This window comes from Ruegeria profundi (genome assembly GCF_001507545.1).
GTDB lineage: Bacteria > Pseudomonadota > Alphaproteobacteria > Rhodobacterales > Rhodobacteraceae > Ruegeria > Ruegeria profundi.
On the sequence record NZ_LQBP01000001.1, the window covers coordinates 655,667 to 680,863 of the forward strand.

The following is a 25,197-nucleotide window of genomic DNA, read 5'->3' on the forward strand; positions in this document are numbered from 1 at the left end:
GGTGTTACTTGGTACCGAACATCCGGTCTCCTGCGTCACCTAAACCGGGCATGATGTAGCCTTTCGAGTTCAACTCGCGATCGAGCGCGGCAGTTACGATCTTAACATCGGGATGCGCTTCTTTCATCCGCTCCACACCTTCGGGAGCAGCCAGCAAGCAGAGAAAACGGATGTCGGTGGCCCCGGCCTCTTTCAGCAGATCAATCGCAGCAGCCGAACTGTTGCCCGTGGCCAACATCGGATCAACGGCGATGACCAGACGGTCTTTCAGACCTTCGGGCGCCTTGAAGTAGTACTGAACCGGTTTCAGAGTTTCTTCATCGCGATAGAGCCCTACAAACCCGACACGGGCCGAAGGAATCAGTTCCAGCACCCCATCCAGCATGCCGTTCCCTGCCCGCAGGATCGAAACCAGCGCCAGCTTCTTACCGGCCAGAATTGGGGCATCCATTTCTTCCATCGGGGTTTCGATATTACGGGTGGTCAGCTTTAGCTCACGCGTGACTTCATAGGCCAGCAGCAGGGTGATTTCACGCAACAACTGACGGAATCCAGCGGTTGACGTGCCCTTGTCACGCATGAGCGTCAATTTGTGCTGGACCAACGGGTGGTCAACGACGGTCAGGTGTTCGCTCATGTTCTCTCCAGTCTTTTCTTGACCCGCGCACGGGTGTCTTCATCGCAAAAAGCCGCCGCCAGGGCGGTGTGGTTTATGGCAGCAAAATCCTCGGCTTTCCAATCGAAGGCTTTGCCCAGCATTTCATATTCGCGCCGCATTGTAGTGTGGAAAAACGGCGGGTCATCCGTGGAAACGGTGACTTTGACGCCTGCATCGCGCAGTTTCTCGATCGGGTGGGCTTCGAAATCGGGAAACAGGCCCAAAACCACGTTTGACCCCGGACAGACTTCAAGCGTGATCTCGCGGTCAACCAACTCGCGGACAAGGTCCGGGTCCTCAATGGCGCGAACGCCGTGCCCGATCCGTTCGACCCCCAAGTAACGGACCGCATCGCGCACGCTTTCGGGGCCGCCGAATTCACCGGCATGCGACGTCAGACGCAAACCGGCTTCGCGGGCGCAGTCAAAGGCCCATTGATAATCGCCTTGTGCGCCGACGGATTCGTTGCCCCCCATTCCAAATCCGGTGACCCAGTTTCCGGCAGTTTCAGCAGCGCATCGGGCGCTGATCTTTGCTTGTTCCGGCCCGAAATGGCGGACGCATGTAACGATTCCGCGCAGGGTAATTTCGAATTTACGCTCGGCCTCATCTGCCGCGTCCTGAATAGCGCTGAGGTAGTCGCGCCAGGCGTTCACGTCCCCGCCACCACAAAAATCGGGGCTGAGGAAAGTTTCCGAATAAACCACGCCATTGGCCGCGCTTTCTTCGAGGATCGCCAAGGTCAGGCGTCGGAAATCTTCGGGCGTCTTCAGCACCTCACACGCCGCTTCGTACACGCTGAGAAAATGCGCGAAATCACGGAAGTCATAGCTGCCGTCCGGCTTGAAGATACCGCTCAGGTCGATGCGTTTTTCATGCGCAAGTTGGCGGATAAAGGCGGGCGGTGCCGCGCCTTCGTGATGCAGGTGCAGCTCGATCTTAGGCAGGTCTTCTATGGTCATAGGAAGCTCTTTCCCGGTCCCTGTGCCGGAATGTTCAAATGATGCGCGATGCTGGCGGCGATATCGGCGAAGTTCACCGCACCGATTTGGCCCGCCTGTCGTCCTGCGATCAGAACCGGCACTTGTTCGCGTGTGTGATCGGTGCCGATCCAGCTGGGGTCATTTCCGTGATCAGCGGTCAGTAGCATCAAGTCTCCGGGGCGCAGCTTTTGCAGGATCGCGCCAATCTCGTGGTCAAACCATTCCAGCGCGCGGGCGTATCCGCTGATGTCGCGGCGATGGCCATAGAGGCTGTCGAACTCAACAAAATTGGCGAATGTCAGGCTCCCCTCTTCGGCCTCATCAACAAGATCGGACAGGTGTCGCATCAGTTCGGCATCCGATCCCTTGCGCAGCGTGTCGATCCCCTGCATCGAGAAGATATCGCCTATCTTGCCGACCGCATGTACGCGCCGCCCGGCATCCTGTGCCCAATTGGTTAGAACCGGTGCGGGCGGCAGGATGGCAAAGTCCTTGCGGTTGGTGGTACGGGTGAACCCCTCTTCCGGTGTCCCAATGAAAGGTCGCGCAATCACGCGCCCCACTTTCATCGCATGCAGTCGCGGCGCCAGCGTTTTGCACATCTGCAAAAGCCGGTCGAGGCCAAAGCTTTCCTCATGCGCGGCGATCTGGAACACGCTGTCGGCGGAGGTATAGCAGATCGGCCATCCAGTTCGCACGTGCTCAGCCCCCAGTTCTGCGATGATTGCGGTGCCAGAGGCATGGCAGTCGCCCAGAATACCATCGGTTCCCGCGGCCTCAGCAGCGGCGCGGCTCAGTTCAGTAGGGAACGACGGTGTCGTGTTCGGAAAGTAATGCCAGTCCCATGGCACTGGCAGCCCGGCCAGCTCCCAATGACCCGAGGGGGTGTCTTTGCCCGCCGAATGCTCACGCGCGCAGCCCCAAAGGCCGGTTGGCGTAGCATGCAAACCGGGCGTCTCCTCATCCGAAGCAAGGCGCGTTGCGGCCCCCAATCCCAAGACGTCAAGATTTGGCACGGAAAGAGGCCCTGATCGGCCCTGCTCCGCCCGACCCTCAGCACAGGCCTGCGCAATATGAGCAAGGGTATTTGCGCCGGTATCGGGCGTCTCACCGTTGAAGAACTTGCCTGCGTCCGGCGCACCGCCAATGCCCACCGAATCCATCACGACCAAAAAGGCTCGGGTCACGGGGAAATCCTTTCGTGGACAAGCGTTGGGGACGTGATCGCGTCCGGGCCAATCGTGATGGCGCGCAACACCGTCTGAGCGACTTCCCGTGCTGCGTCCTCACGCGCGGCATGAACGACCGCCAACGGTGCGCCCCGATCAACCTTGTCGCCCAACCGAACAATGCCCGACAGGCCAACGGCCGGGTCTATCACATCATCTTCAACCTGCCGCCCGCCGCCCAGCGCGACCACGGCAAGGCCAAGGGCTTCGCCATCTATTGCAGAGACATACCCGCTTTCAGGGGCAGGAACTTCTAGGATCACGCTGGCTTCGGGCAGGTAACGGCTCCAGTTTTCAACGAATTGCAGCGGCCCGCCCACTGCCGCCATCATGCGGCCAAAGCGCTCGGCCGCGCGGCCGTCACGGATCACGTCCGTGATTTTGTCGCGCCCCTCGTCCACCGTTTCGAACATCCCGGCATCCGCCAGCAAAACCCCGCCCAGCTCTGCCGAAATTTCCGCAAGAGGCGCGTCATGCGCTTGAGTCAGAACCATCATCACCTCGGCCACTTCCAGCGCATTGCCGAGTGCCGGGGCAAGCGGCTGATTCATATCGGTGATGACCGCCGAAGTCCGGCATCCTGCTGCATTCGCCGTCTCGGTCAGTGCCTGCGCCAATTCGCGTGCGTCCTGCAGCGTTTTCATGAACGCACCCGATCCGACCTTAACGTCCAGAACCAACGCCTCGGGGCTGGCGGCCAGTTTTTTCGACAGGATGGAGGCGGTGATCAGATCAAGGCTCTCTACCGTCGCGGTCACATCGCGAATTGCATAGAGCCGTTTGTCCGCAGGCGCGATCTGCCCGGTCGCGCCAACAATGGCCGCGCCGGTATCGCGCAAGATTTGCATCAAACGATCCTGCCCGATCTGAGTGGTAACGCCGGGAATAGCCTCAAGCTTGTCCAGCGTCCCCCCGGTGTGTCCAAGCCCGCGGCCCGAGATCATGGGGACATATGCTCCAAGCTCGGCCAGCGCGGGTGCCAGGACGAGGCTGACACTGTCGCCCACCCCCCCGGTCGAGTGTTTGTCGACAACGGGACCGTCGAAATCCCAGCTCAGCACATCGCCGCTGTCGCGCATGGCAATGGTCAGATCAGCGCGCCCCTGCTGACCCAAGCCCCCCATGCAGACCGCCATTGCAAAGGCTCCGGCCTGCGCATCACTGACGCCGCCATCGGCGAGACCCTGCGCGAACCAGCGCAGTTCTTCGCCATTGGGCACTTGCGACCGACGGAGCTTGGCAATGATCGAGCGGGCGTCCATCTGCTCAGACGTCTTCCATATGCGAGGCGTCAAAGGCGCCCGGCAACAGATCACCAATCGTTGTTTCGAATTCGACCCCGTCGACGGTCGCAAGCGTCACCTTGACGTCGCGCTTGCCAAATTCGGCCAGTTTCTGACGGCACCCACCACAGGGCGGCACAGGTTGCGGAGATGACGCAACAACGTAAACCTCGGTCAGGGAAAGCTCACCCGCAGCCACCATGGCAGCAATTGCGCCCGCCTCGGCACAGGTGCCTTCGGGGTATGCTACGTTTTCGACGTTACAGCCGGAAAAAACCTCACCTGACGCAGAACGGATCGCTGCGCCCACCTTGAACTTGGAATAGGGAGCATAGGCTTTTTCCCGAACAGCCAAGGCTGCGTCCTTCAGCGGCATTGTGATTCCCCAATTTTTGATCATCTGGTCAGAAGTGCATACACTAAATGCATTCGCCCAAACAGTTGAAGCCCCCGGACAGAAGTTTCCCTAGCCAAGCGTCGTATTGAACGTGCCCGGAAGCGTCACCTCAAGCAGCTCGACGTCATCTGACGGATCAGACAGGCGCGTGCGCATACCGGGCGGGATCACGAACGCATCGCCTTGTTCCAGCCGGTAAGGTTCGCGGCCTTCGCCTTCCAGCGTGACTTCTCCATTCATGACAAAGGTAAAATGGATATCCGTGTCATGGGATGCCCAAACCGGATCGCCCTGCCCTTTACGCACAACCTGCACCCCGGCAACGCCTTTGGTGTTTTCGGCAATCGTCGTGTCGCGGCAGATGTAACCCGGAAGTCGGAACGGCACCCATTCGGCACCCTCGGCCTGATTAAAGACGAATCGCTGGCCCTGCCATTCCCGCTCGGGGCGGAAATGTGGCGTGGGCAATTCCATGTCGTGATCAATCTCGGTGACATGTTCGGCCGGAACGCCGATCTCGATCACCTGCACATTGTCTGACGCTTCGAGCACACGGTGGCGAATTTCGGGGGGCTGGATAAAGCAATCCCCTGCCGTCAGGCGCATCTTTTCTCCCTGATCCTCGTACACAACGTCAACCCAGCCGTGGATGCAGAAGATCAGTTGAAACCCAACCTTGTGGAAATGCACCATGTCCGGCACCGGACCCCCGTCGGGGATACGGATATGACTGGCGATGATAGACCCGCCCAGCCGATCCGGCACCAGATCGCGATAGTGCATCCCTGCCCGCCCGATAATCCACGGTGCCTGATCCTTGAGCCTGCGTACAACGAAGGAATGCACCGTTTCAGGCATGACCAAAGGCGGGTTCAGCTCATCGATTTCAACCCGTGTGCCATTTGGGGCCACCAAGCTGCGCTTTCCGTCCGCGAACTCATCCGGAGCATCTGTCAGGATTCTGAGTGTCCCGGGCGCCTCGGGCGCGTCCTTGACAATTCGCACGCGCAGACCATGGCCGGAAAAAACGGCAATACGTGGGTCATCGGCCGGATAGATCATATCCATCCGCATACCCAAAACCTTGGTGTAAAACGGAATATCGTTGCGCAGCTCCTGCGTTGGCAGGCGGATTTCAGCGCATGTTGTCTTTGGCGATTTGCTCATCTGATGTCTCATCGGTCTTGGTTTTCGGCCATCCGATCAGAACGGCGGCCAAAATGCCAATCGAAAAATACATCTCAAGCGTTTCTTCCAGCGCGAACAAGCGGACGACCATGACCATTGTCATTTCGTCGCCAAAGGCACTGCTGATTTCTTCCAAGCCCTGCGCAACAACAGCCAGCATGCCAGCCAAAATGAAGACCATAAGAAACGGCGCGCGGATTTTTAGCGCCTGCCAAGCATTTGGTACGCCGTGCCAGAAAACACCGCCCAAGACGACAACGGCCAGCACCACCCGCACAAGCGTCATATCCAGCATGACATCGAGGCCGTTAAGAATCTGGTACGGCAAGCTATCCGTTGCGTACACATCGGCCTCAAGCTCTCGCTCCGCCAACAAAAGGCAAACCACGCCAATATAAAAACGGCTGATACCACGGTACCGAACCAGGGCCGCCACGCCAGCAGCCAACAACGCTGCGGCCGAGCCTGTTTCGATCAGACCGCCTTCTTGATTGAGTGCCGCAGCCTGCATCGGCCAGATCGAGATCGCGCAAAGGATACCAATGGCCAAAGCGATGACTGCACAAAACGCAACGCGACCGGCGCCAAACCCGTTCTTACTAGTAAGGGCGGTGTCCGGCCCATGGTCTTCACTATAGCTCATACCGGTCTTCTCGAAACATAACGGCGAGGATTCAAAAGTTGCCGGAATGTAATAGTTCTGCGACTGAAATCAACCGAAACGACTGAAATCGGTACATCCATCTGATGAGGTGACCTGACGTAGCCAAGCTAAGAAAAATAGTTTAAGGCTAAATCAAATTTTTGAACGGAAGTGAATCGTCAATGTCTGATACACCCAGCCTGCGGCAGGCCGCGCTTGAATATCACGCCAAACCAAAGCCCGGAAAGCTGGAGATCAAAGCGACAAAGCCGATGGCAAACGGTCGTGATCTGGCGCGCGCCTACTCCCCCGGTGTGGCTGAGGCCAGCCTCGAGATCAAGGCGGATGCAGCAAATGCCGAGCTTTACACCGCGCGCGGCAACCTTGTGGGCGTTGTTTCCAACGGAACAGCTGTGCTTGGGTTGGGTGACATCGGTGCGCTGGCGTCAAAGCCGGTGATGGAAGGCAAAGCGGTCCTGTTCAAGAAATTCGCCGGCATTGACTGTTTCGATATCGAAGTGGATCAGCCCGACCCGGAAAAACTGGCCGAAATTGTCTGCGCGCTGGAACCGACATTTGGTGCGATTAACCTTGAAGACATCAAAGCCCCCGATTGCTTTGTTGTTGAGAAGATCTGCCGCGAGCGGATGAATATCCCAGTTTTTCACGACGACCAACATGGCACCGCCATCGTTGTAGGGGCCGCCGCCAAGAACGCCTTGCATGTGGCGGGCAAGAAGTTCGAAGACATCAAGGTCGTTTCGACCGGTGGCGGTGCGGCAGGGATCGCCTGCTTGATGATGCTGGTAAAATTGGGTGTGAAGCGCGAGAATATCTGGCTCTGCGACATTCATGGTTTGGTCTACGAGGGCCGCGCCGAGGACATGAACCCGCACAAGGACCAGTTCGCCCAGAAATCTGATTTGCGCACGTTGGACGATGTAATCGGAAATGCTGATTTGTTCCTTGGTCTCAGTGGACCTAACGTTCTCAAGCCCGAAATGGTCGCGAAAATGGCTAAGAGACCAATTATTTTTGCCTTGGCCAACCCGACCCCCGAAATATTGCCCGAAGCCGCGCGGGAAGTTGCCCCGGATGCGATCATTGCAACTGGTCGCAGCGATTTCCCCAATCAGGTCAACAACGTTTTGTGCTTCCCCTTCATCTTTCGGGGCGCGTTGGACGTCGGCGCGACGGAAATCAACGACGAAATGCAGATCGCCTGCGTTGACGGTATCGCCGAAATGGCCCGCGCCACCACCAGCGCCGAAGCTGCCGCAGCTTACAAAGGTGAGCAGCTGACCTTCGGACCGGACTACCTGATCCCGAAACCGTTTGACCCGCGTCTTGTGGGTGTCGTTTCTTCGGCCGTGGCCAAGGCCGCGATGGAAAGCGGGGTCGCCAAACGTCCGATCGAAGATATCGAAGCGTATAAAGAGAAACTGAACCAGACGGTGTTCAAATCTGCCCTGCTCATGCGCCCCGTATTCGAAGCCGCCGCGGCGGCCTCACGCAGGATCGTGTTTGCCGAGGGCGAAGATGAACGTGTTCTTCGCGCGGCACAGGCCATTCTGGAAGAAACCACCGAAACCCCGATCCTGATCGGTCGTCCCGACGTGATCGGCACCCGGTGCGAGCGTCTGGGTCTAAAGGTGCGTCCCGGTGAAGATTTCCAGATCGTGAACCCACAAGACGACCCGCGATACTACGACTACTGGAGCTCGTACCACGAGATCATGCAGCGCCGTGGTGTCACACCTGATCTGGCCAAGGCCATCATGCGTACGAACAATACAGCCATTGGAGCGATCATGGTGCACCGAGGTGAGGCCGACAGCCTGATCTGTGGCACCTTTGGTGAATATCGCTGGCACCTGAACTATGTTGAGCAAGTCCTGGCGGATGGCGAACTGCGCCCGCATGGCGCCTTGTCTCTTATGATTCTGGAAGATGGCCCCTTGTTCATCGCCGACACCCATGTTCATCAATTGCCAACACCGGAAGAGCTGGCTGAAACCACACTTGGCGCAGCCCGCCATGTTCGTCGGTTTGGGATCGAACCCAAGATCGCCTTTTGCTCACAATCGCAGTTCGGCAATCAGGCTGAGGGCTCTGGCAAACGACTGCGGGCTGCACTTAGGATACTCGATTCCGAACCTCGGGACTTTACCTACGAAGGTGAGATGAACCTTGACGTGGCTCTGGACCCGGAACTGAGGTCTCGGATTTTCCCGAACTCTCGCCTTGAAGGGGCGGCGAACGTTTTGATCTTTGCCCATGCGGATGCGGCCAGCGGAGTGCGCAACATCCTCAAGATGAAGGCCGACGGGCTTGAGGTCGGGCCGATCCTGATGGGTATGGGCAACAAGGCACATATCGTGACCCCGTCCATCACGGCGCGCGGATTGCTGAACATGGCGGCGATTGGCGGTACCCCGGTTGCGCATTACGGTTGATCTGTATTGGCTCAATTGGCCAACGGGTCGTTGAGCCTGCCCCATTGGTGATTCTTTGCACGTGAAAGTTTGCAGATTTGCAAAACTTGTCAGCCAGTGCCCGAAAAAATGACCCAAGCAACTAGTTTGCAAAAATTTGCAAGTGTCTTGGGCAAATTCTGCAAAGATTTTGCGATAAAGTGACGCTTCGTCATTTCCGTTGCTTGTGTGGTGCCCCCCGGCGGCCTTACACAATTCACGGAGATTTAGGAGGAGGTCATCGTGGCATATCAGGACGTATACGAGAGCTGGAAATCCGACCCCGAAGCATTCTGGATGGAAGCCGCCAAGGGGATCGATTGGGTTCAACCACCGACCAAGGCGTTGTTTGACGAAAACGTGCCGCTTTACGAATGGTTCTGCGATGCGAGGGTCAACACGTGCTGGAATGCTGTGGACCGCCATGTCGAAAATGGCCGTGGAGAGCAGACAGCGATCATTTATGACAGCCCGATCACCCACACCAAGCGAGAGATTTCCTATGTCGAGTTGCGCAACCGTGTCGCCACACTGGCCGGAGCGCTGAGGGCCAAGGGCGTCGAAAAAGGCGACCGGGTCATCATCTACATGCCCATGATCCCCGAGGCGCTTGAGGCGATGCTGGCCTGCGCGCGTCTGGGCGCGGTGCATTCAGTGGTCTTTGGCGGGTTTGCAAGCAATGAGCTGGCCTTGCGGATCGACGACGCTGAACCCAAGGCAATCATCGCCGCCTCGTGCGGGATGGAACCGGGCCGCGTGGTGCACTACAAACCCCTGCTGGACGACGCCATCGAGATGGCCAGCCACAAGCCCGATTTCTGTGTAATCTTCCAGCGCGAACAGGAAGTCGCGCACTTGATCGAAGGTCGGGATTACAACTGGCATGGGTTTCAGTATGGGGTGGAACCGGCTGACTGCGTGCCGGTGGATGGCAACGATCCGGCCTATATCCTCTATACATCTGGCACCACCGGTTCGCCCAAGGGGGTTGTCCGTCCGACCGCAGGGCATTTGGTGGCGCTGAACTGGACGATGAAGAACATTTATGACGTCGATCCCGGCGATGTATTCTGGGCCGCGTCAGATGTTGGCTGGGTCGTCGGGCACTCGTACATCTGCTACGCACCGTTGATCCACGGAAACACCACGATTGTTTTCGAAGGCAAACCCGTCGGCACCCCCGACGCCGGCACCTTCTGGCGCGTGATTTCCGAGCACAAGGTCAAAAGCTTTTTCACCGCCCCCACAGCCATCCGTGCCGTGAAACGCGAAGACCCAAAGGGCGAGATGCTGGCAAAATATGACCTGTCGAACCTGCGCGCCCTGTTCCTTGCGGGCGAGCGCGCTGACCCGGACACGATCGAATGGGCTCAGAAATCGCTTGGGGTTCCGGTCATTGATCACTGGTGGCAAACAGAGACCGGTTGGGCCATCGCAGGTAACCCGCTGGGGATCGAGGAGTTGCCGGTCAAGCTGGGCTCTCCGGCCAAGGCGATGCCCGGCTATGACGTGCAGATCCTGGACGAAGGCGGCCACCCGATGAAACCCGGCGAACTGGGTGCGATTGCCGTCAAGCTACCGCTGCCGCCCGGCACTCTGCCAACGTTGTGGAATGCTGAAGAGCGCTTCAAAAGCTCATACCTGAACCAGTTTCCCGGCTATTACGAAACCGGTGACGCGGGCATGATCGACGAGGACGGGTACCTGTACATTATGGCGCGCACCGATGACGTCATCAACGTTGCGGGTCACCGTCTGTCTACCGGCGGGATGGAAGAGGTTCTGGCCGCCCACCCGGATGTTGCCGAATGCGCCGTTATTGGCGTGTCAGATCAACTTAAAGGTCAGATGCCTGTTGGCTTTCTGTGCCTGAATGCCGGATGTGACCGCGACCATGGCGAGGTCGTGCAGGACGTGGTCAAACTGGTGCGCGAAAAGATCGGCCCTGTAGCGGCCTTCAAGCAGGCGGTTGTTGTGGATCGTCTCCCCAAGACGCGGTCGGGCAAAATATTGCGCGGAACCATGGTGTCGATTGCGGACAGCAAAGACTACAAAATGCCCGCAACCATCGACGATCCGGCCATTCTGGACGAGATTACCGTCGCGCTGAAATCCATCGGGTTCGCGCAGTAAGAACATTTTAGGCGGCTACGGCCGCCTGACCCGTGCCTTTCGCTTGCAACGGAATTCAACGCGCCTACTGTCTGATCAAGACAGTGAGGCCACATGACAACCGAAGACTACTGGCGCCTGAACGCCACCGACCTGACCACCCTGACCCGCAGCGGAGACATCAGCGCCGAGGACGCCGTTCAAAGTGCGATTGACCGTATGCACGAGGTCAACCCAGACCTGAACGCCGTCGTCGAAGACCTAAGCACCGAGGCGCTGGACAGGGCGCGTCATCTGGATCGGTCGCGAGCGCGCGGAGCACCTGTCGGGCCGCTACACGGTGTGCCCGTAACGATCAAAATCAACGTCGACCAAAAAGGTCATGCCACGTCGAACGGCGTTGTCGCGCTGAAGGACGTGATCGCTTCAGATGATGCGCCAGTGGTGAGAAATCTGCATAAGGCCGGAGCCGTTGTGATCGGCCGGACGAATACCCCTGAATTCTCGTTTCGCGCGGACACCGACAACCCGTTGCACGGCAGGACCCACAATCCGTGGGGTCGGCATATCTCGCCCGGCGGGTCCTCGGGCGGTGCCGGTGCGGCGGTGATGGCGGGGATTGGCGCTTTGGCGCATGGCAACGACATCGGCGGCAGCCTTAGGTTTCCGGCGGCAGCCAATGGGGCGGTCACGATCAAGCCTGGTCTTGGCCGCGTGCCAGCATGGAACCCAAGCCAACAGGCCGAACGCGGGCTACTGGCGCAATCCATGTCAGTTCAGGGTTTAATCACCCGCTCTGCTGCTGATCTTCACCTGTCGATGCCCAGCCTGATCGCCGCAGACCCGCGCGATCCTTTCCACGTTCCGATACCTTGGCGCGGCGAACCCTTGGACGGACCAATCAAGGTTGCTTTCACCAAAGACACATTTGGCTATGCCCTTCACTCTGAGGTCGAAAAAGCCCTGGACACCGCCCGCGACGCGCTGTCAGACGCCGGATATCAGGTGGAGGAGGTCTCGCCCCCCGATGTGTTCGAATGTGGTCGGACTGGATACCGAACTCTGATGGGTGAGGTCCTGACCCTGATGAAAAGCGATATCGAAGCTGCGGGGTCGAAAACCATCCGGGATATTTTTGACGTCTACTTTCAGGAATTCCCCCCCATCGTCGGCACCGATCTGGTTCAGATGTTGGCCAAACGCAGCCACTACGCGCGCGAATGGTCCCTGTTCATGCAAGACTATCCACTGGTCCTTTCGCCTTTCTTACCACAGCCATTCTTCAAACCCGACCGTGACACCGAAGGTGCAGAAGGCGTGCATGAGGTTCTGGGGTGCGCAGTCTACTCCTATGCGATGAACTTCCTTGGGCTGCCCGCCGCCTGCGTGCCTGCGCGGTTGGCTGATTTGCCTAGTGGGCCGCAGCCAATCAACATCCAAATCGCCGCACGCCGCTGGCGCGAGGACTTGGCCGTTGATGCCGCCGCAGCGATCGAGGCGCGGGTTGGTCAGATGCACCTGCCCCTTTGGAAAAGAATGAGCGCAGCCAAGTAGGCCCGGTCAACAAAATAGACCCCGGGATTTTCACCCAGGGCCCTCTTACTTAAATAAGCCCGGAATTCTGACGACGAGCGTAGCACCACCCACCCTCGTCGGCGCGAAAACTGCGCGATCATTCGACAACGCCGTCTGGTGGCCACTCACTCCCACCAAGGCGTGTTCCCAGGCAAGACCACACTAGCAAAGAAAACATGCAACGCCTGTGAACTGGTTCACACAAGGCAAATAATCGTTTGTTTCCAGGGTTCTAATTGAACTGTTCTGAGATCAGCCGTTCCTCAAGCCCGTGGCCGGGGTCGAATAATAATCGATGCTGGATCGAGGGTTCGGACCGTATTTCAACCCAGTCTATATCCGGAAAAGAAACGGAATCCGCGTCCGCCATGACAGGGCGTTTATCTGCATCCAAGACATCAATGCGAACCTTTGCGTTCTTGGGCAACAGCGCGCCGCGCCATCGACGGGGGCGGAACGCTGCAATTGCCGTCAGGGCCAGAACATCCGCCCCGATCGGCAGAATTGGCCCGTGGGCTGAGTAGTTGTAAGCGGTCGAGCCCGCCGGTGTGGACAGCAACGCGCCATCACAAACCAGTTCAGCCATCCGTACACGCCCATCGACGCTGATCTTTAGCCGCGCTGCCTGAGGACCGGCCCGCAGCAACGACACCTCGTTGATGGCCAACGCTTCGTGCAGTTTTCCGGACTGATCCAGTGCCAGCATCGCCAAAGGGTTGATAACCTCTTCCACGGCTGTGGCCAGACGCTCCATCAAGTCGGTTTCGTGGAACTCATTCATCAAGAAACCAATGGTGCCGCGATTCATTCCGTAGACGGGTGTATCGAGGTGCTGCATGTTATGCAGCGTGTGCAGCATGAACCCATCTCCGCCCAAGGCCACCACAACATCCGCGTCTCTCGGTGCGACGTTACCATAGCGTTTCACAAGGCTGTCCCGCGCGGTTTGCGCCACTTTGGCGTCGCTGGCGAGAAAGGCGATTCTCTTTGTCATCTTTTCCGGTTTCCGGTGCTGCACATTTGGTTCCGAAACAAACATACCTTTCCCCAATAGACCAGACTTGACGCCGTAACGGGGCAAATCGTCGTTTTACACCTTTTGCATATGATCGGTTTCCGATAGGAAATCCGCAAAGAAGAGCTCAGCCAATTGGAGTCCCCATGAACGTCAATATTCGTGACAACGGTTTCTTCACCCAGTCCCTTGCGGATCGTGACCCCGAGCTGTTTGGCTCGATCACATCCGAGTTGGGCCGTCAGCGCGACGAGATCGAGCTGATCGCGTCCGAGAACATTGTCTCTGCCGCCGTGATGGAGGCGCAGGGCTCGGTCATGACAAACAAATACGCCGAAGGATATCCCGGACGGCGCTATTATGGCGGTTGCCAGTTTGTCGACATTGCCGAGAATCTGGCCATCGACCGTGCCAAACAGCTATTTGGCTGCGAGTTTGCCAACGTCCAGCCAAACTCCGGCTCTCAGGCGAACCAGGGCGTATTCCAGGCGCTAATTCAGCCCGGCGATACGATTTTGGGGATGAGCCTTGATGCGGGTGGTCACCTGACCCACGGCGCAAAACCCAACCAGTCGGGCAAATGGTTCAACGCGGTCCAATACGGTGTGCGCAAACAAGACAACATGCTGGACTACGATCAGGTCGAAGTACTGGCGAAAGAGCATCAGCCCAAGCTGATCATCGCCGGGGGTTCAGCCATCCCGCGTCAGATCGACTTTGCCCGCATGCGCGAGATTGCGGACATGGTCGGTGCCTATCTGCACGTAGACATGGCGCATTTCGCCGGTCTGGTTGCGGCAGGCGAGCATCCCAGCCCCTTCCCCCACGCGCATGTGGCGACAACGACGACCCACAAGACCTTGCGCGGACCACGTGGCGGCATGATCCTGACCAATGATGAAGGTATCGCCAAGAAAGTGAATTCGGCGATCTTCCCCGGCATTCAAGGCGGCCCGCTGATGCATGTAATCGCCGCCAAGGCCGTAGCCTTTGGCGAGGCGCTGCGCCCCGAGTTCAAAAGCTATATCCAGCAGGTTGTGACCAATGCTCAGGCGTTGTCGGATCAGTTGATCAAGGGCGGACTGGATACGGTGACCCACGGCACTGACACCCATGTGGTGCTGGTCGACCTACGCCCCAAAGGTGTCAAAGGTAACGCCACCGAACAGGCTTTGGGCCGCGCTCACATCACCTGCAACAAGAACGGCGTACCGTTTGATCCGGAAAAGCCAACGATCACCAGCGGCATTCGCCTCGGGTCGCCCGCTGGCACCACGCGCGGGTTTGGTGAGGTTGAATTCCGCCAGATCGCTGACTGGATCATCGAAGTGGTCGATGGCCTGGCCGCCAATGGCGAAGACGGCAACAGCGCCGTCGAAGCCAAGGTCAAGGCCGAGGTCGCAGACCTCTGCGCCAAGTTCCCGATCTATCCAAACCTGTAGTAGGGTTAATTTTTACGACCTAAGCGGCGCCTGATGGGCGCCGTTTCTCGTCTGCCGGTCAAATAAAGCCCTGCCACCGCAAGAAAATAAGTAGCAGGACGGACAGGGCCAGCAGGTTGAACGCCAGACCGCCCAGCATTCCCAAAAACCAACCCAATCTCCGGTCGGCAAGGTTGATACCGCTCAAATGCTCCTGAACCTGCTCGGACGCGCGCGCCAGTTTCTGAGCGTCTAGTGTCAGCCGCAGCCTGGGATGGTCCGCCAAAGGTTCGGCACGCGCCAAGAGCAACGCTTGCTTGTAAATTCGGCGGGGCAGACGCCGCTTGGCCTTTCGGATCGAGGTTGTCAGAGTCGTATCTTTCACACCCAACTTCTTGCGCAGCAACTCAACCGTCTGCGCAATCTGGGTTTGGATGTCTATGTTATCCGACATGGGCGAGCCTCCGAGCCTGCCAATCTAACCGCCGTTTGCGGGGGCGACAATGGGGCTGGTTGTTTCTGTTCTTGGCGGGTATCACGGCGCTATGCTGAACACGATCTTACATGGCGAACCTACGGACAAACCTCCTGTTTTGATTGCCCATGGGCTGTATGGCTCTGCGCGGAATTGGGGTGTTATTGCCCGGCGGCTGGCCGATGAACGGCAGGTCATCGCCGTCGACATGCGCAACCATGCCTACAGCATGTGGACCGATCAGCACAGCTATCCCGATCTTGCTGGTGATCTGGCCGAGGTGATCGAGCATTTCGGCGGGTGCGCGGATGTGGTTGGCCACTCAATGGGTGGCAAGGCGGCGATGATGCTGGCCCTACAACACGGTGATCTGGTGCGCAAGCTTGTGGTGGCGGACATAGCGCCCGTTGCTTATTCTCACAGCCAGATCCAATTCATCGAAGCGATGCGGTCGGTCGATTTGACCAAGGTTGAGCGTCGTTCGGACGCATCCGAACAACTGGCCGCACTGAATGTGGACAAATCACTGCAAAGCTTTTTCACACAATCGCTGGACATCAAAGGACAACGCTGGTTGCTGAACCTGGATGTGCTGGCAGCCGAGATGCCCAAAATCATGGGCTTTCCTCAAGTGGATGCAAGCTGGCAAGGTTCAGCACTTTTTCTGTCGGGGGCCGAGTCTGACTATGTTCTGCCTCAGCACCGCGATTTGATCCGCGCGCTGTTTCCAGCCGCTAAATTCGCTAAAATTCCCGGCGCGGGCCACTGGCTGCACGCCGAGAAGCCGAGAGAGTTCGAGGCGGCTGTCAGGGCGTTTCTAAACGCCTGAGTCAGCCGTTTGAAACGTCGCCACCGCCATTGACCCAATCGGTCAGGCCGCCAAGGTTATAAACCTGTTCGTACCCCATATCTTTCAAAAGCTTACCGGCCAGCGCCGCGCGACCGCCAGCAGCACAGTATAAGACAATCGGTCGATCTTTCCGAAGCTCAGCGTCATAGGACTTCAGCGTATCGTCAGCACTGAATTCCAACCCCCCACGGGGGATATGATGTGCACCGCTGGCCCGCCCTGTCTGCTGCAACTCGACGGCATCGCGCACATCCAGCAGCAAGCCGCCCTGCTCTATCAACTGTTTCGCTTTGCCTGTGTCGATTCGCTCGACCGCCGCGTTTGCGGCCTCCATCATGCTTTTTACTGTAAGGGCCATGCACTGTCCTCCGATGAAATTCAGCGGACGTTAGCATGTGAAAAACAGAAGATGTAGACTGGCCGTGCAGCCAGCCCCATTATTGTTCGCGGAAGGCGCGCGACATGCTGTCGGTCACTGGCTTCGCGATATAGGCCGCAAATGTCCGCTCTTCCGTCTGGATCATGATTTCCGCGGGCATACCCGGCGTCGGGATAAAGCCGCGCACGCGCTCGATCTCTTCGGGCTGCAACGAGATACGAGCCAGATAAACCTCTTGTGGCGCACCGGCGTTATCTTCCATCACCGAGTCCGCCGACAGATAAAACACCTGACCGTTCAGAACCGGCGTTGTCCGCTGATTCAGGGCGACAAGGCGCACCGTCGCATCTTGTCCGGTTACGACGCTGTCGATCTCGGTGCGTGGTATCTGCGCTTCGATGATCAGGGGCGCGTCCGAGGGCAGGATTTCGGCAATCGGCTCACCCGTTTCGATCACACCACCCGGAGTGTGATAATGCAGACGCACCACAGTCCCCGTGACCGGAGCTCGCACAACCGCGCGATCCAGAACACTACGGGCCTGGCGGGCTTTTTCACGCACACTTTCCAGATCAGCATCGATCACGCCCAACTCGTCCAACGCGGCCTCACGATAGGCCGCACGGGTGCGATCAATCTGTTCCTCATATTTCAATAGCATCTGGCGGATCTCAGAGGCTTCGGCCTGCAAGCGCGCCTGCTGTCCTTCAGCTTCGGCCTGTACGCGGCGGATCGTGTTCAGTTCCCCCTTCCGCACCAGACCTTTTTCGAACAGCGCCTGTTTCGTCTCAAACTCTTCCTGAAGGATTTCGGATCGCCGCACCATGCTGTCCAACTGCGCCTCAAATCCGCTTGAGCGGATTCTCAGCGCTTCCATATTCCGTTCCAGCAAAGCGATATCGTTCAGCAACGTTTTGCGGGACAGATCAAAGGTGATCTTCTGGCCATCCAAAATAGCCATCACTTCGGTGTCGTCCGATTTGGCAGTCAAGTCGGGCGAAAACTCCAACCTCTGCAGTTCATTATATTCGGCGTTCAGGCGCTGTGACATGGCCTGAAGGCGAACTTTCCGGATGAACAGCTCGCGCTCATTAGCTTCGGCCGAGGTCTGGTCCAGGGTCATCATCACCTGCCCGGCCTCAACATACTGACCTTCGGCAACCTTGATATCCTGGATGATGCCGCCTTCCAGGTGCTGCACGATCTTGTTGCGTCCAGTGGCGACAAAGCTGCCCTGTGCGATCACGGCAGCAGCCAAAGGCGCACGGAAGGACCAAACACCAAAACCGCCAAAGCAGACAACAAGCATAACCATTCCAATGACGACGAAGCGGCTGATCGAACGCGGAACTTCGGCATACCAAACCTCGGGCGATTTGGGATCGTTGTTCACGGGCACCAGTTCATTCATGTCGTACCCCCCTTACTGCTTTTGAATGCCGGGCTGATTACCGCGCGGCGCATTCAGTTGTTGCAGAACCTGTTCGCGATGACCAAACAACGCGACACGGCCATCCGTGAGAAGCATGATCTTGTCCACCACGTTCAATAGCGTAGGCTTTTGCGTAATAACTACAACCGTAATCTTGCTCTCTTTCGCCTGTTCGATGGCCCGTGACAAAGCCTTGTCCCCCGCGACATCGAGGTTCGAGTTCGGCTCGTCCAAAACCACCATACGCGGATTGCCGAAGAAGGCCCGCGCCAGCGCGATACGCTGCTTTTGACCACCGGACAGCGGCGACCCATCGGCGGCCACCACGGTCTCATACCCTTGCGGCAGAGTTGCGATCATATTGTGCACATCGGCCAGGACGGCGGCATCATGGATTTGCTCATCCGTTGCATCATCCCGCATCCGGCCGATATTGTCCTTGATCGTTCCGGGGAACAGTTGCACGTCCTGCGGCAGATATCCGATGCTTTCGCCAAACTGGCGCGGATCCCAGTTGCGGATGTCCATCAGGTCCAGACGAACACTGCCCGAGGTTGGCAGGATTGATCCTACCAGGGTTTTACCCAGCGTGGTTTTCCCTGCACCCGAGTTGCCGATGATGGCCAACGTCTCACCCGGGTTCAGCGAGAAACTGATGCCATTCAGCACGACGCGCTTGGTGCCACCGGGAACATACAGCAAACGCTCAACGTCCAAACGTCCCTCGGGGCGCGGCAGCCGCAGCTTTTCGAATTGCAGCGCCGAGTTGGACAGAAGTTGATTGATTCGGCCATACGCCGCGCGAGTCAGCAAAAAGCCATTCCAGCCTTCGATCGAGCCTTCGATCGGCGCAAAGGCCCGGCCTGCGATAATCGAGGCGGCAATGACCATTCCGCCCGTGATTTCACCCTGTAGCGCCAAAAACGCGCCCCAACCCAGAATGCAAATCTGGGTCAGCAGGCGAACGGCGCGAGAAATGGCCGCAAAGATCACGTTCCGGTCCTGCGCGCGAACCTGCCACGTCAGGGATTGCGCGGTGTCCCGTCCCCAAATCCGCACGGCTTCGGGGATCATTGCCAGAGCATTGATGATCTGACTGTTTCGCGACATCGAATCGAGGTGCATGTTAGCCATGGACTGGGCCTTGTTTGCCTCGGCAAACGGTTTAGCCGTCATACGCTGGTTGACGAAGGCAATAACCATAAGCACCAGCGCCGTGACAATCACGATCGTGCCCAATTGAGGGTGTACCAAGAAGATCATCAGGATGAACAAGGGCGCGAAGGGAACATCCAGGAAGGAAATCAGCGTACCCGAGACCAGAAATCCACGTACTTGCTGCAGATCGCCCAGCGTCTGATATTCACGCCCGGTGCCGTGCAGCGAAGCGTGCGCGGCTGCGCTTAGGATCGGGGCGCCGAGACGGGCCGCGACTTCAACCGCGGTTCGCATCAGCATGAATCGTCGGACGGCATCAAATGCCGACTGGAAAATCACCGCGCCAGCAACAATGGTTGTCAGCATGATCAACGTGTCCAACGACCTGCTGGTCAGGACGCGGTCACTGATCTGGAACAGATAAATCGGAATCGCCAGAATAAGGATGTTCGTGGCGCAAGTCAGAACCAGCACGAAGGACAGATTGCGATAGATCGCGCGCAATGACGTGCGCAGCGTTTTCTGAAAGTCTTCGGGCGGGGTTCGCTTGTGAAATGTTTGGGGTGGCCCTTTACCATCACCGCCGCCTGAATTGCTGCGCAGCATTGGCTCATTCGCCTTGGCCTCGATAGTGGCACCCATGCGATCACCGCCGCCCGAGCGCGACGCGGGGGGTGAACGGTCGCTCGTTTTGTTGACGGTTTTTGGATCGGGGCTCTCGACGTCGGCCACCCCAGCACCGCTGCCCTGTTGGTCACTGTCCTTGGCAGGCTGCGGCTGCTTGCGCCGGAAGTAAGGTTCGGCGCGCAGTTTTGGTTCCTTTTTTTCTACTTTAGGTGCGGAATTTTTCTTTGCCTCTTGAGGTGCGGAGTCCGCTTTTATTTCCGGAGCTGCGGAGTCCTTTTTTTTCACTTCCTGAGGTGCGGAATCCTTTTTTTTCGCTTCCTGAGGTGCGGGATCTTTTTCTACTGCCTTATCGGCACCCGCATCGCTCTTGGCGGTTGCATCTGTATTGCCGTCTTTCGGATCACTGATGCGTAAGTCTTCACTTAGGCGTAATCCGGGTATCTTTTTCTGTTTCAATTTGGATTTGCTCGCACTTGGCGGCTTTGAGACAGCGCCACCGTTGCGATCCAACGGGCTGGCGTATCGTCTAGGACGCGACAGAAAAACAATCGACATGTCAAAACTTTCAGGTCACTCGTAACAAACAGAATACTAGGCTAGCATAGTTTGCAGCCCGTCGTCGATGGTTGCCATCTCGGAAGATGTAAGATTGGCCGCGTTTTCGACCTCATTTGCTGCTGCGTCGACCTCTTCCAACAGCATCGCAATCGCTTCATTGACCAGCTCGGGGTTTTCCTCTTCCGGGCTGTCAAACATGCTTGCCTGATGCAGCATCAACTCCGAATACTCACCCTCTTGCGCCATGACGACCGAGTCCACGCCCATTTTGGTTACGCTGGCCGCATTCAACAGTGCATTACCCGCCCCAAGTGCTGAAACCTCTTCTCCGCCTGGGGTTTCAACGTACACATCGTCGTCATCCTGCAGCATGGTGACCTGATCGATGACGTTGACCTGCATCAGATCGCCTTCGATCTTCAGCACCCGGATCAACTCGGTACCGGCGAACATCGGATCGTTCAGCAACGCGTCTTCCAGAGCGTCTGTATCTACTTCTTGCAGGTCCACGGTTGAGGCCAGATTGGCGCTCATCTCTGTGTGAGAGTCTTGTCCCTCAGTTTTCAACGATACCTGGTTCATGACCAGATTGTCCTCGGCATCGGTAGTATGTGCGCCGTGAATCACATCGTTATCCGTGAAAACGATGGTCTGGGTTACGACATCAACCGAGATCATATCGCCCCCGATGATGATAACGTCGTAGTAGGTGCCCAACTGAAGGATGTTGGTCACGTTGGTCAGGATGTTGTCCCCCAACGTGTAAACCGTAGACGAAGAGGTGATTTCGGTTGCGATGTGGTCGATATCTGTCGCGTCGATAAGCTGCTGTATGAAGTTGGTCACCAGCAAGTCACCCGAAATCCAGTCGATTGAGACAATCGGATCCTGTTCGGGATCTTCGGCCACATTGAGTTCCAACCAAGCTGCCTCGTTGGCCTCGGTACTTATGTCCGAAGCCTGAAGCACTTGCGTTTTACTTTGCGCGCCCTCTCCCTGATCAACATCTGTGACGACCGCGACCTGGCTGACGAAGGTCAGATTAACGGCTTGCCCGCCAACAACGATATTCGGGGCATCAACCCAGCCGACGGTCACTGCAACCTCGTTTACGGCGAAGTTGCCCCCCGCGACGATCGAATGGCCGTCTTCGAATTCTTGGTCTTCGGACTGATCCCATTCGGCTGGCAAGTCGTCTGAGATACCGTACTCGTCCTCTTCCTCTTCCAAGTCGTTTTTGTGATGCTCCGGCATCAATTCCAGAAAGTCGGGCATTTCATCAACATGCTCGCCATTCACGATGATGCCCGTTGCATCTTCACCGTGGAACTGATGAACGGTAACGCCTTCGATATCGATAGTTACAGGCGACTGCATCTGTTCGATGAGTTGCTCAATCGCCTCACCGGACTGGTAATCCTGGATGTGGATCGAAGGGGTCGAAACAGCATGCAGCGACATCGCCACAGCTTTCAACGCCTGGCCCTGTTCCATTATGGCTTCGGCATCGCGGAAATTGCCTTCACCCACGACGTCGTTGTCGTTGAGGTGAATTTTCTGCACGGTGTAGGTGACCGCCGAGCCGATCAACTGATGGATAAACTCAGGCTTCAGGATCACGTTGAACTGTACGCCGTCCCCGAAACCCAGCATTTCTGGAAAGAACACGTCTGGGCCGAACGCCGGATTCGACATCAGGACGGCATCTTCAACCGGTCCTGGGCTCACGGCTGGAGGGGGAAGATCAGACTTTAAAGGGGCAAACTTGTAGGATATCGGGTCGTAATCGCCCGGGTTCATTTTCAAAGGTGCTTTTACTTCAATTCTTGTGGGGTCTTCCAGATTTTCGAGTTCTGCCTTGCGCCGCAGTGCAACAAATTCTTCATACTGGTCCCGCCACCGGGCCTGCTCGGTCGTAAGCTCAAATGTTCCAACAAAATGTGCAATTTGTTCCGTAATACTGTCGAGCGACATACTGGTTCCCTTTCCCCGCGCCAGCCTAAAATTTCCGGCTTAGGTTAAGCTGGGCTGAGGCCGCTTGCTTGCGGCCCCGGCATTTTCATGAGAGGGATCAGAGCCCGCCAAAGCGGGCTCTGCCTCTTGCTTATACGTCGGTGTCGTCGGTTGCGTAGCTGGACGACATGTTGCCACCAACCATCGTGGTATCGACCGAGTTGCCGAGGACGTTGGCACCCATGACGATCGACTGGTTGAAGGCCGACGTGTCGACAACTGCCGCTGCGGATGCATGCGACTCGCCGCTCACGATGCCGTCGCCACCGTTGTTCGAGCCCCACGTTCCGGCATTGCCACCGGCACCACCTGCGCCCGAGTTGGCACCGGATGCGTTTCCGCCTTCCTGCATGCCACCTTTGACATCACCGATATCGACGAACCCGTGGGCGTTTCCGCTTTCGCCGCCCGCGGCCCATGCAGCGCCGCCGCCGCCACCGATGCCCGTTTCCGTCGTGCCGTTCGAATAGGCAGTTCCGTCCGCGGTTGCATCGTTGTCGGAGCTTCCGGCACCACCGTAGCCTGAGATTGCCTCGGCCAGGCTGTCAGCTGATCCGTCAACGTCGGACATTGCGAACACACCGGAGTCTCCGCCGTTACCGGCGTCGTTGTCAGCGTCCGCTGAGCCAGTGCCGCTTCCGGTAGAGGTCGCATCCAGATCGATTGCGCCGCCGCCGCCGCCAACACCGTTCGCTGTCGCAGTACCGGTACCATCAGCATCGGCACGACCATCGGTGTCATTGGTTCCGCCAGCACCACCATCCGAGTCAGCGTCCTGCTCGTTCTTGGCAAAGCCGTCCGCATCACCCGCAGTCGGTGTAACGACCGAACCGGTTGCATCCTGGTCACCAATACCTTTGGCGTAGGATTCAGCATCTGCGTTACCGCTGTCTGCGTCACCGCCAGGGCCGTTTCCACCATCACCTGCACCGCCAGTTCCGGCACCGCCTAAGCCTAGGCCACCGTCTCCGGCACCAGCGTTGACGTTGCCACCTTCGTTTGTGTCACCACCACCGTTTTTGGCATCCGAGCTACCGTCATCGTTCAGGCCGACCAGACCATTGGTCTGTTTGGTTGATGCAAGAGCTGCGTCGATCTGACCAGCATCGCCGGCTTCGCCGCCGCCGCCAGTGCTTTCGCCGCCGTCACCGTCGCCGCCGTCACCGTCGCCGCCGTCACCGTCGCCGCCATCACCTTCGCCGCCATCGGCATCCGTGCCAGCAGCGCCAAGGCTTCCAGCTTTACCGAGACCGATGTTGCCACCCGAGGATGTCTCACCAGTTTCGTTTTCGCTTTCAGACTCGTTCTTGGCCAGGCCAATGTTGCCCGCGCCGCTGTCGCCGCCATCTGCGTCGCCAGCCGATGCGTCAGTGGCCGCAAGCGCGCCACCTTTGGCAGCTGCTACGCTCTCATTGTCACCACCGGTTGAGTCGCCTTCGTTGCCGGCACCGGACAGACCCAGACCCAGGCCCAGACCAATCGATCCAGCGTTGCCGCCGTCACCACCGTCGCTGTCAGCTTCCGAAGAGTCTGCGGTGCCTTCGTTATCAGCGCTGGAGTCTGCATCAGCGTCGCCGCTGTCGCCACCATCGCCGCTACCGTCAGCTTCTGCATAGCCTTTACCAAAGTTCAGGCCCAGCGTTGCCGCATCACCCGAGTCGCCGCCGTTTCCAGCGTCTGCGTCAGCGTCAGCATCACCAGTTTCACCACCGGCTGCAAGTGCGCTGCTACCTTTGGTGAACGACAGTACGCCGCCACCGCTGTTCGAGCCGCCGGCACCGGAGTTGCCACCGTCTGACTGGGTGTCGATACCATCGTCGGCAGTTGCCACGCCACCCGTGGCGTCACCGGACTGAGTAAACTCGCCTTCGTTCCTGACATTCGCGGAACCAAGATCGTCAGCATCGTTCAGCTCGGCCAACTGGCTGTTGATTGCCAGCATGTCGTTGCCTTCACCGTTCAACGAGATATCCAGGTTCATGTCGTCGCCCGGATCGTAGTCAAAGTCATTGCCGACAGTGATCACGTCTTCAACAGAGCCACCTTCATACACGTCAACATCGACCAGATCGTTGTCTTCCTGCGGCATCCACTCACCCGGGTCACCGAAGTCAACGTCGACTCTGTTCGTGTTGATGTTCTGGTCGTTGCCACCGTTTCTTACTTCGTTGGCTTGCTGCTGTTGCTGCTGCTGATCCTGATCTACACGCTGATCCTGATCCTGATCGACATCCGTATCTACATCAGTATCTACGTCCTGATCCTGATCAACATCAGTGTCCTGATCCTGTTCCTGACCATTCAGGTTAGCGTTAATATCGGTGTTTTCAACGCTTGCTTCGGCTTCGGACTCAATGTACGTGCCTTCGGCATTTACGTCTGCCAAACCGGAAGCTGTAACGTCACCGGTCGATTGTCTTTCTCTACTCATTTCAAAATTCCACTTACTAAGCGCCCGACCGTCATTCATCTACAAAACGGCTACTGGCGCGGTTGAAACAAAATTTAAGCTCACAGGCGCAACATGCGCTTGAAGCGGTCATGTACCGTGATTTCGTCTCCCACCTTCCTTTCCCGGCTAAGCCGATGGTGTGTCAGCGGTGCTACAGATTCGCGCAAATTCGCGATTCGCGGACACGTCAGGAATTACGCTTCCCAAATTGAAGCAGGATCATGTTCGCAGCAGGAAGGCGGGCTGAATAGCTGCCCTAAAGCATTAGATGATAT

19 protein-coding genes are annotated in these 25,197 nt (G+C 57.7%); 5 read left to right on the forward strand and 14 right to left on the reverse strand.

All coding sequences use genetic code 11. The features are described 5' to 3' along the window. Positions 1-4: 4 nt before the first annotated feature. From upp to AVO44_RS03265, 7 genes are all read right to left on the reverse strand, one after another. The gene (gene upp, locus AVO44_RS03235) at positions 5-637 is read right to left on the reverse strand and encodes a uracil phosphoribosyltransferase (RefSeq protein WP_068332388.1); all 633 of its coding nucleotides are present in this window, start codon (positions 635-637) and stop codon (positions 5-7) included. Further along, entirely contained in the window at positions 634-1,620 is a 987-nt protein-coding gene (locus tag AVO44_RS03240; RefSeq protein WP_068332390.1) for an adenosine deaminase, read from the reverse strand. The genes upp and AVO44_RS03240 overlap by 4 nt, the downstream gene beginning before the upstream one ends. After that, positions 1,617-2,828 carry a phosphopentomutase gene (locus AVO44_RS03245; RefSeq protein WP_068332392.1) on the reverse strand — a complete coding sequence of 404 codons (1,212 nt, stop codon included), beginning with the start codon at positions 2,826-2,828 and terminating at the stop codon, positions 1,617-1,619. The genes AVO44_RS03240 and AVO44_RS03245 overlap by 4 nt, the downstream gene beginning before the upstream one ends. After that, entirely contained in the window at positions 2,825-4,132 is a 1,308-nt protein-coding gene (locus tag AVO44_RS03250) for a thymidine phosphorylase (RefSeq protein ID WP_068332393.1), read from the reverse strand. The genes AVO44_RS03245 and AVO44_RS03250 overlap by 4 nt, the downstream gene beginning before the upstream one ends. Positions 4,133-4,136: 4 nt before the next feature. After that, positions 4,137-4,553 carry a cytidine deaminase gene (locus AVO44_RS03255; protein ID WP_082677366.1) on the reverse strand — a complete coding sequence of 139 codons (417 nt, stop codon included), beginning with the start codon at positions 4,551-4,553 and terminating at the stop codon, positions 4,137-4,139. A 66-nt stretch (positions 4,554-4,619) separates the two neighbouring features. After that, positions 4,620-5,717 (reverse strand): cupin domain-containing protein, encoded by a 1,098-nt coding sequence (locus tag AVO44_RS03260; protein ID WP_068332394.1) that lies wholly within the window; start codon positions 5,715-5,717, stop codon positions 4,620-4,622. Beyond that, the gene (locus tag AVO44_RS03265; RefSeq protein WP_068332395.1) at positions 5,686-6,381 is read right to left on the reverse strand and encodes a hypothetical protein; all 696 of its coding nucleotides are present in this window, start codon (positions 6,379-6,381) and stop codon (positions 5,686-5,688) included. The genes AVO44_RS03260 and AVO44_RS03265 overlap by 32 nt, the downstream gene beginning before the upstream one ends. A 182-nt stretch (positions 6,382-6,563) precedes the next feature. On the opposite strand from AVO44_RS03265, the gene AVO44_RS03270 reads away from it, so the two are divergent. The 3 genes from AVO44_RS03270 (at position 6,564) to AVO44_RS03280 (ending at position 12,521) form a co-directional block, all read left to right on the forward strand. Next, a complete protein-coding gene (locus AVO44_RS03270) occupies positions 6,564-8,837 on the forward strand; it encodes an NADP-dependent malic enzyme (RefSeq protein WP_068332398.1) in 2,274 nt (757 codons plus the stop codon). A 261-nt stretch (positions 8,838-9,098) separates the two neighbouring features. Beyond that, positions 9,099-10,988, forward strand: coding sequence for a propionate-CoA ligase PrpE (prpE, locus tag AVO44_RS03275; RefSeq protein WP_068332401.1), 1,890 nt, complete (start codon positions 9,099-9,101; stop codon positions 10,986-10,988). A 93-nt stretch (positions 10,989-11,081) separates the two neighbouring features. Beyond that, positions 11,082-12,521 (forward strand): amidase family protein, encoded by a 1,440-nt coding sequence (locus AVO44_RS03280; RefSeq protein WP_068332405.1) that lies wholly within the window; start codon positions 11,082-11,084, stop codon positions 12,519-12,521. 253 nt (positions 12,522-12,774) lie between these two features. On the opposite strand, the gene AVO44_RS03285 is transcribed toward AVO44_RS03280, so the two are convergent. Continuing rightward, positions 12,775-13,536 carry an NAD kinase gene (locus AVO44_RS03285; RefSeq protein WP_068332713.1) on the reverse strand — a complete coding sequence of 254 codons (762 nt, stop codon included), beginning with the start codon at positions 13,534-13,536 and terminating at the stop codon, positions 12,775-12,777. 167 nt (positions 13,537-13,703) lie between these two features. Between AVO44_RS03285 and glyA the strand changes: the two genes are divergently transcribed. Beyond that, positions 13,704-14,999 carry a serine hydroxymethyltransferase gene (glyA, locus tag AVO44_RS03290; protein ID WP_068332407.1) on the forward strand — a complete coding sequence of 432 codons (1,296 nt, stop codon included), beginning with the start codon at positions 13,704-13,706 and terminating at the stop codon, positions 14,997-14,999. A 58-nt stretch (positions 15,000-15,057) separates the two neighbouring features. On the opposite strand, the gene AVO44_RS03295 is transcribed toward glyA, so the two are convergent. After that, positions 15,058-15,432, reverse strand: a complete 375-nt coding sequence (locus tag AVO44_RS03295) for a hypothetical protein (protein WP_068332409.1) — start codon at positions 15,430-15,432, stop codon at positions 15,058-15,060. Between the two features lie 49 nt (positions 15,433-15,481). Here AVO44_RS03295 and AVO44_RS03300 point away from each other — a divergent pair, with 49 nt between their 5' ends. Beyond that, positions 15,482-16,282, forward strand: coding sequence for an alpha/beta fold hydrolase (locus tag AVO44_RS03300; protein ID WP_068332412.1), 801 nt, complete (start codon positions 15,482-15,484; stop codon positions 16,280-16,282). Position 16,283: 1 nt separating this feature from the next. Here the strand turns inward: AVO44_RS03300 and AVO44_RS03305 are convergent, their stop codons facing one another. From AVO44_RS03305 to AVO44_RS03325, 5 genes are all read right to left on the reverse strand, one after another. Then, positions 16,284-16,661: a rhodanese-like domain-containing protein gene (locus AVO44_RS03305; RefSeq protein ID WP_068332415.1), complete on the reverse strand. Its 378-nt coding sequence runs from the start codon at positions 16,659-16,661 to the stop codon at positions 16,284-16,286. A gap of 79 nt (positions 16,662-16,740) precedes the next feature. Beyond that, the gene (locus AVO44_RS03310) at positions 16,741-18,093 is read right to left on the reverse strand and encodes an HlyD family type I secretion periplasmic adaptor subunit (protein ID WP_068332418.1); all 1,353 of its coding nucleotides are present in this window, start codon (positions 18,091-18,093) and stop codon (positions 16,741-16,743) included. A gap of 12 nt (positions 18,094-18,105) precedes the next feature. After that, a complete protein-coding gene (locus AVO44_RS03315) occupies positions 18,106-20,004 on the reverse strand; it encodes a type I secretion system permease/ATPase (protein WP_420865713.1) in 1,899 nt (632 codons plus the stop codon). A gap of 486 nt (positions 20,005-20,490) precedes the next feature. Continuing rightward, a complete protein-coding gene (locus AVO44_RS03320) occupies positions 20,491-22,431 on the reverse strand; it encodes a type I secretion protein (RefSeq protein WP_068332424.1) in 1,941 nt (646 codons plus the stop codon). 130 nt (positions 22,432-22,561) lie between these two features. Next, on the reverse strand, positions 22,562-24,901 hold the full coding sequence (locus AVO44_RS03325; protein ID WP_068332427.1) for a hypothetical protein: 2,340 nt from the start codon (positions 24,899-24,901) through the stop codon (positions 22,562-22,564). Positions 24,902-25,197 lie beyond the last annotated feature (296 nt).

Coding starts and splice junctions, on each gene's coding strand:
- upp (WP_068332388.1), bottom strand. CDS start 637: ATGAGCGAACACCTGACCGTCGTTGACCACCCGTTGGTCCAGCACAAA.
- AVO44_RS03240 (WP_068332390.1), bottom strand. CDS start 1,620: ATGACCATAGAAGACCTGCCTAAGATCGAGCTGCACCTGCATCACGAA.
- AVO44_RS03250 (WP_068332393.1), bottom strand. CDS start 4,132: ATGGACGCCCGCTCGATCATTGCCAAGCTCCGTCGGTCGCAAGTGCCC.
- AVO44_RS03255 (WP_082677366.1), bottom strand. CDS start 4,553: ATGATCAAAAATTGGGGAATCACAATGCCGCTGAAGGACGCAGCCTTG.
- AVO44_RS03260 (WP_068332394.1), bottom strand. CDS start 5,717: ATGAGCAAATCGCCAAAGACAACATGCGCTGAAATCCGCCTGCCAACG.
- AVO44_RS03265 (WP_068332395.1), bottom strand. CDS start 6,381: ATGAGCTATAGTGAAGACCATGGGCCGGACACCGCCCTTACTAGTAAG.
- AVO44_RS03270 (WP_068332398.1), top strand. CDS start 6,564: ATGTCTGATACACCCAGCCTGCGGCAGGCCGCGCTTGAATATCACGCC.
- AVO44_RS03280 (WP_068332405.1), top strand. CDS start 11,082: ATGACAACCGAAGACTACTGGCGCCTGAACGCCACCGACCTGACCACC.
- AVO44_RS03285 (WP_068332713.1), bottom strand. CDS start 13,536: ATGACAAAGAGAATCGCCTTTCTCGCCAGCGACGCCAAAGTGGCGCAA.
- glyA (WP_068332407.1), top strand. CDS start 13,704: ATGAACGTCAATATTCGTGACAACGGTTTCTTCACCCAGTCCCTTGCG.
- AVO44_RS03295 (WP_068332409.1), bottom strand. CDS start 15,432: ATGTCGGATAACATAGACATCCAAACCCAGATTGCGCAGACGGTTGAG.
- AVO44_RS03300 (WP_068332412.1), top strand. CDS start 15,482: ATGGGGCTGGTTGTTTCTGTTCTTGGCGGGTATCACGGCGCTATGCTG.
- AVO44_RS03305 (WP_068332415.1), bottom strand. CDS start 16,661: ATGGCCCTTACAGTAAAAAGCATGATGGAGGCCGCAAACGCGGCGGTC.
- AVO44_RS03310 (WP_068332418.1), bottom strand. CDS start 18,093: ATGAATGAACTGGTGCCCGTGAACAACGATCCCAAATCGCCCGAGGTT.
- AVO44_RS03320 (WP_068332424.1), bottom strand. CDS start 22,431: ATGTCGCTCGACAGTATTACGGAACAAATTGCACATTTTGTTGGAACA.
- AVO44_RS03325 (WP_068332427.1), bottom strand. CDS start 24,901: ATGAGTAGAGAAAGACAATCGACCGGTGACGTTACAGCTTCCGGTTTG.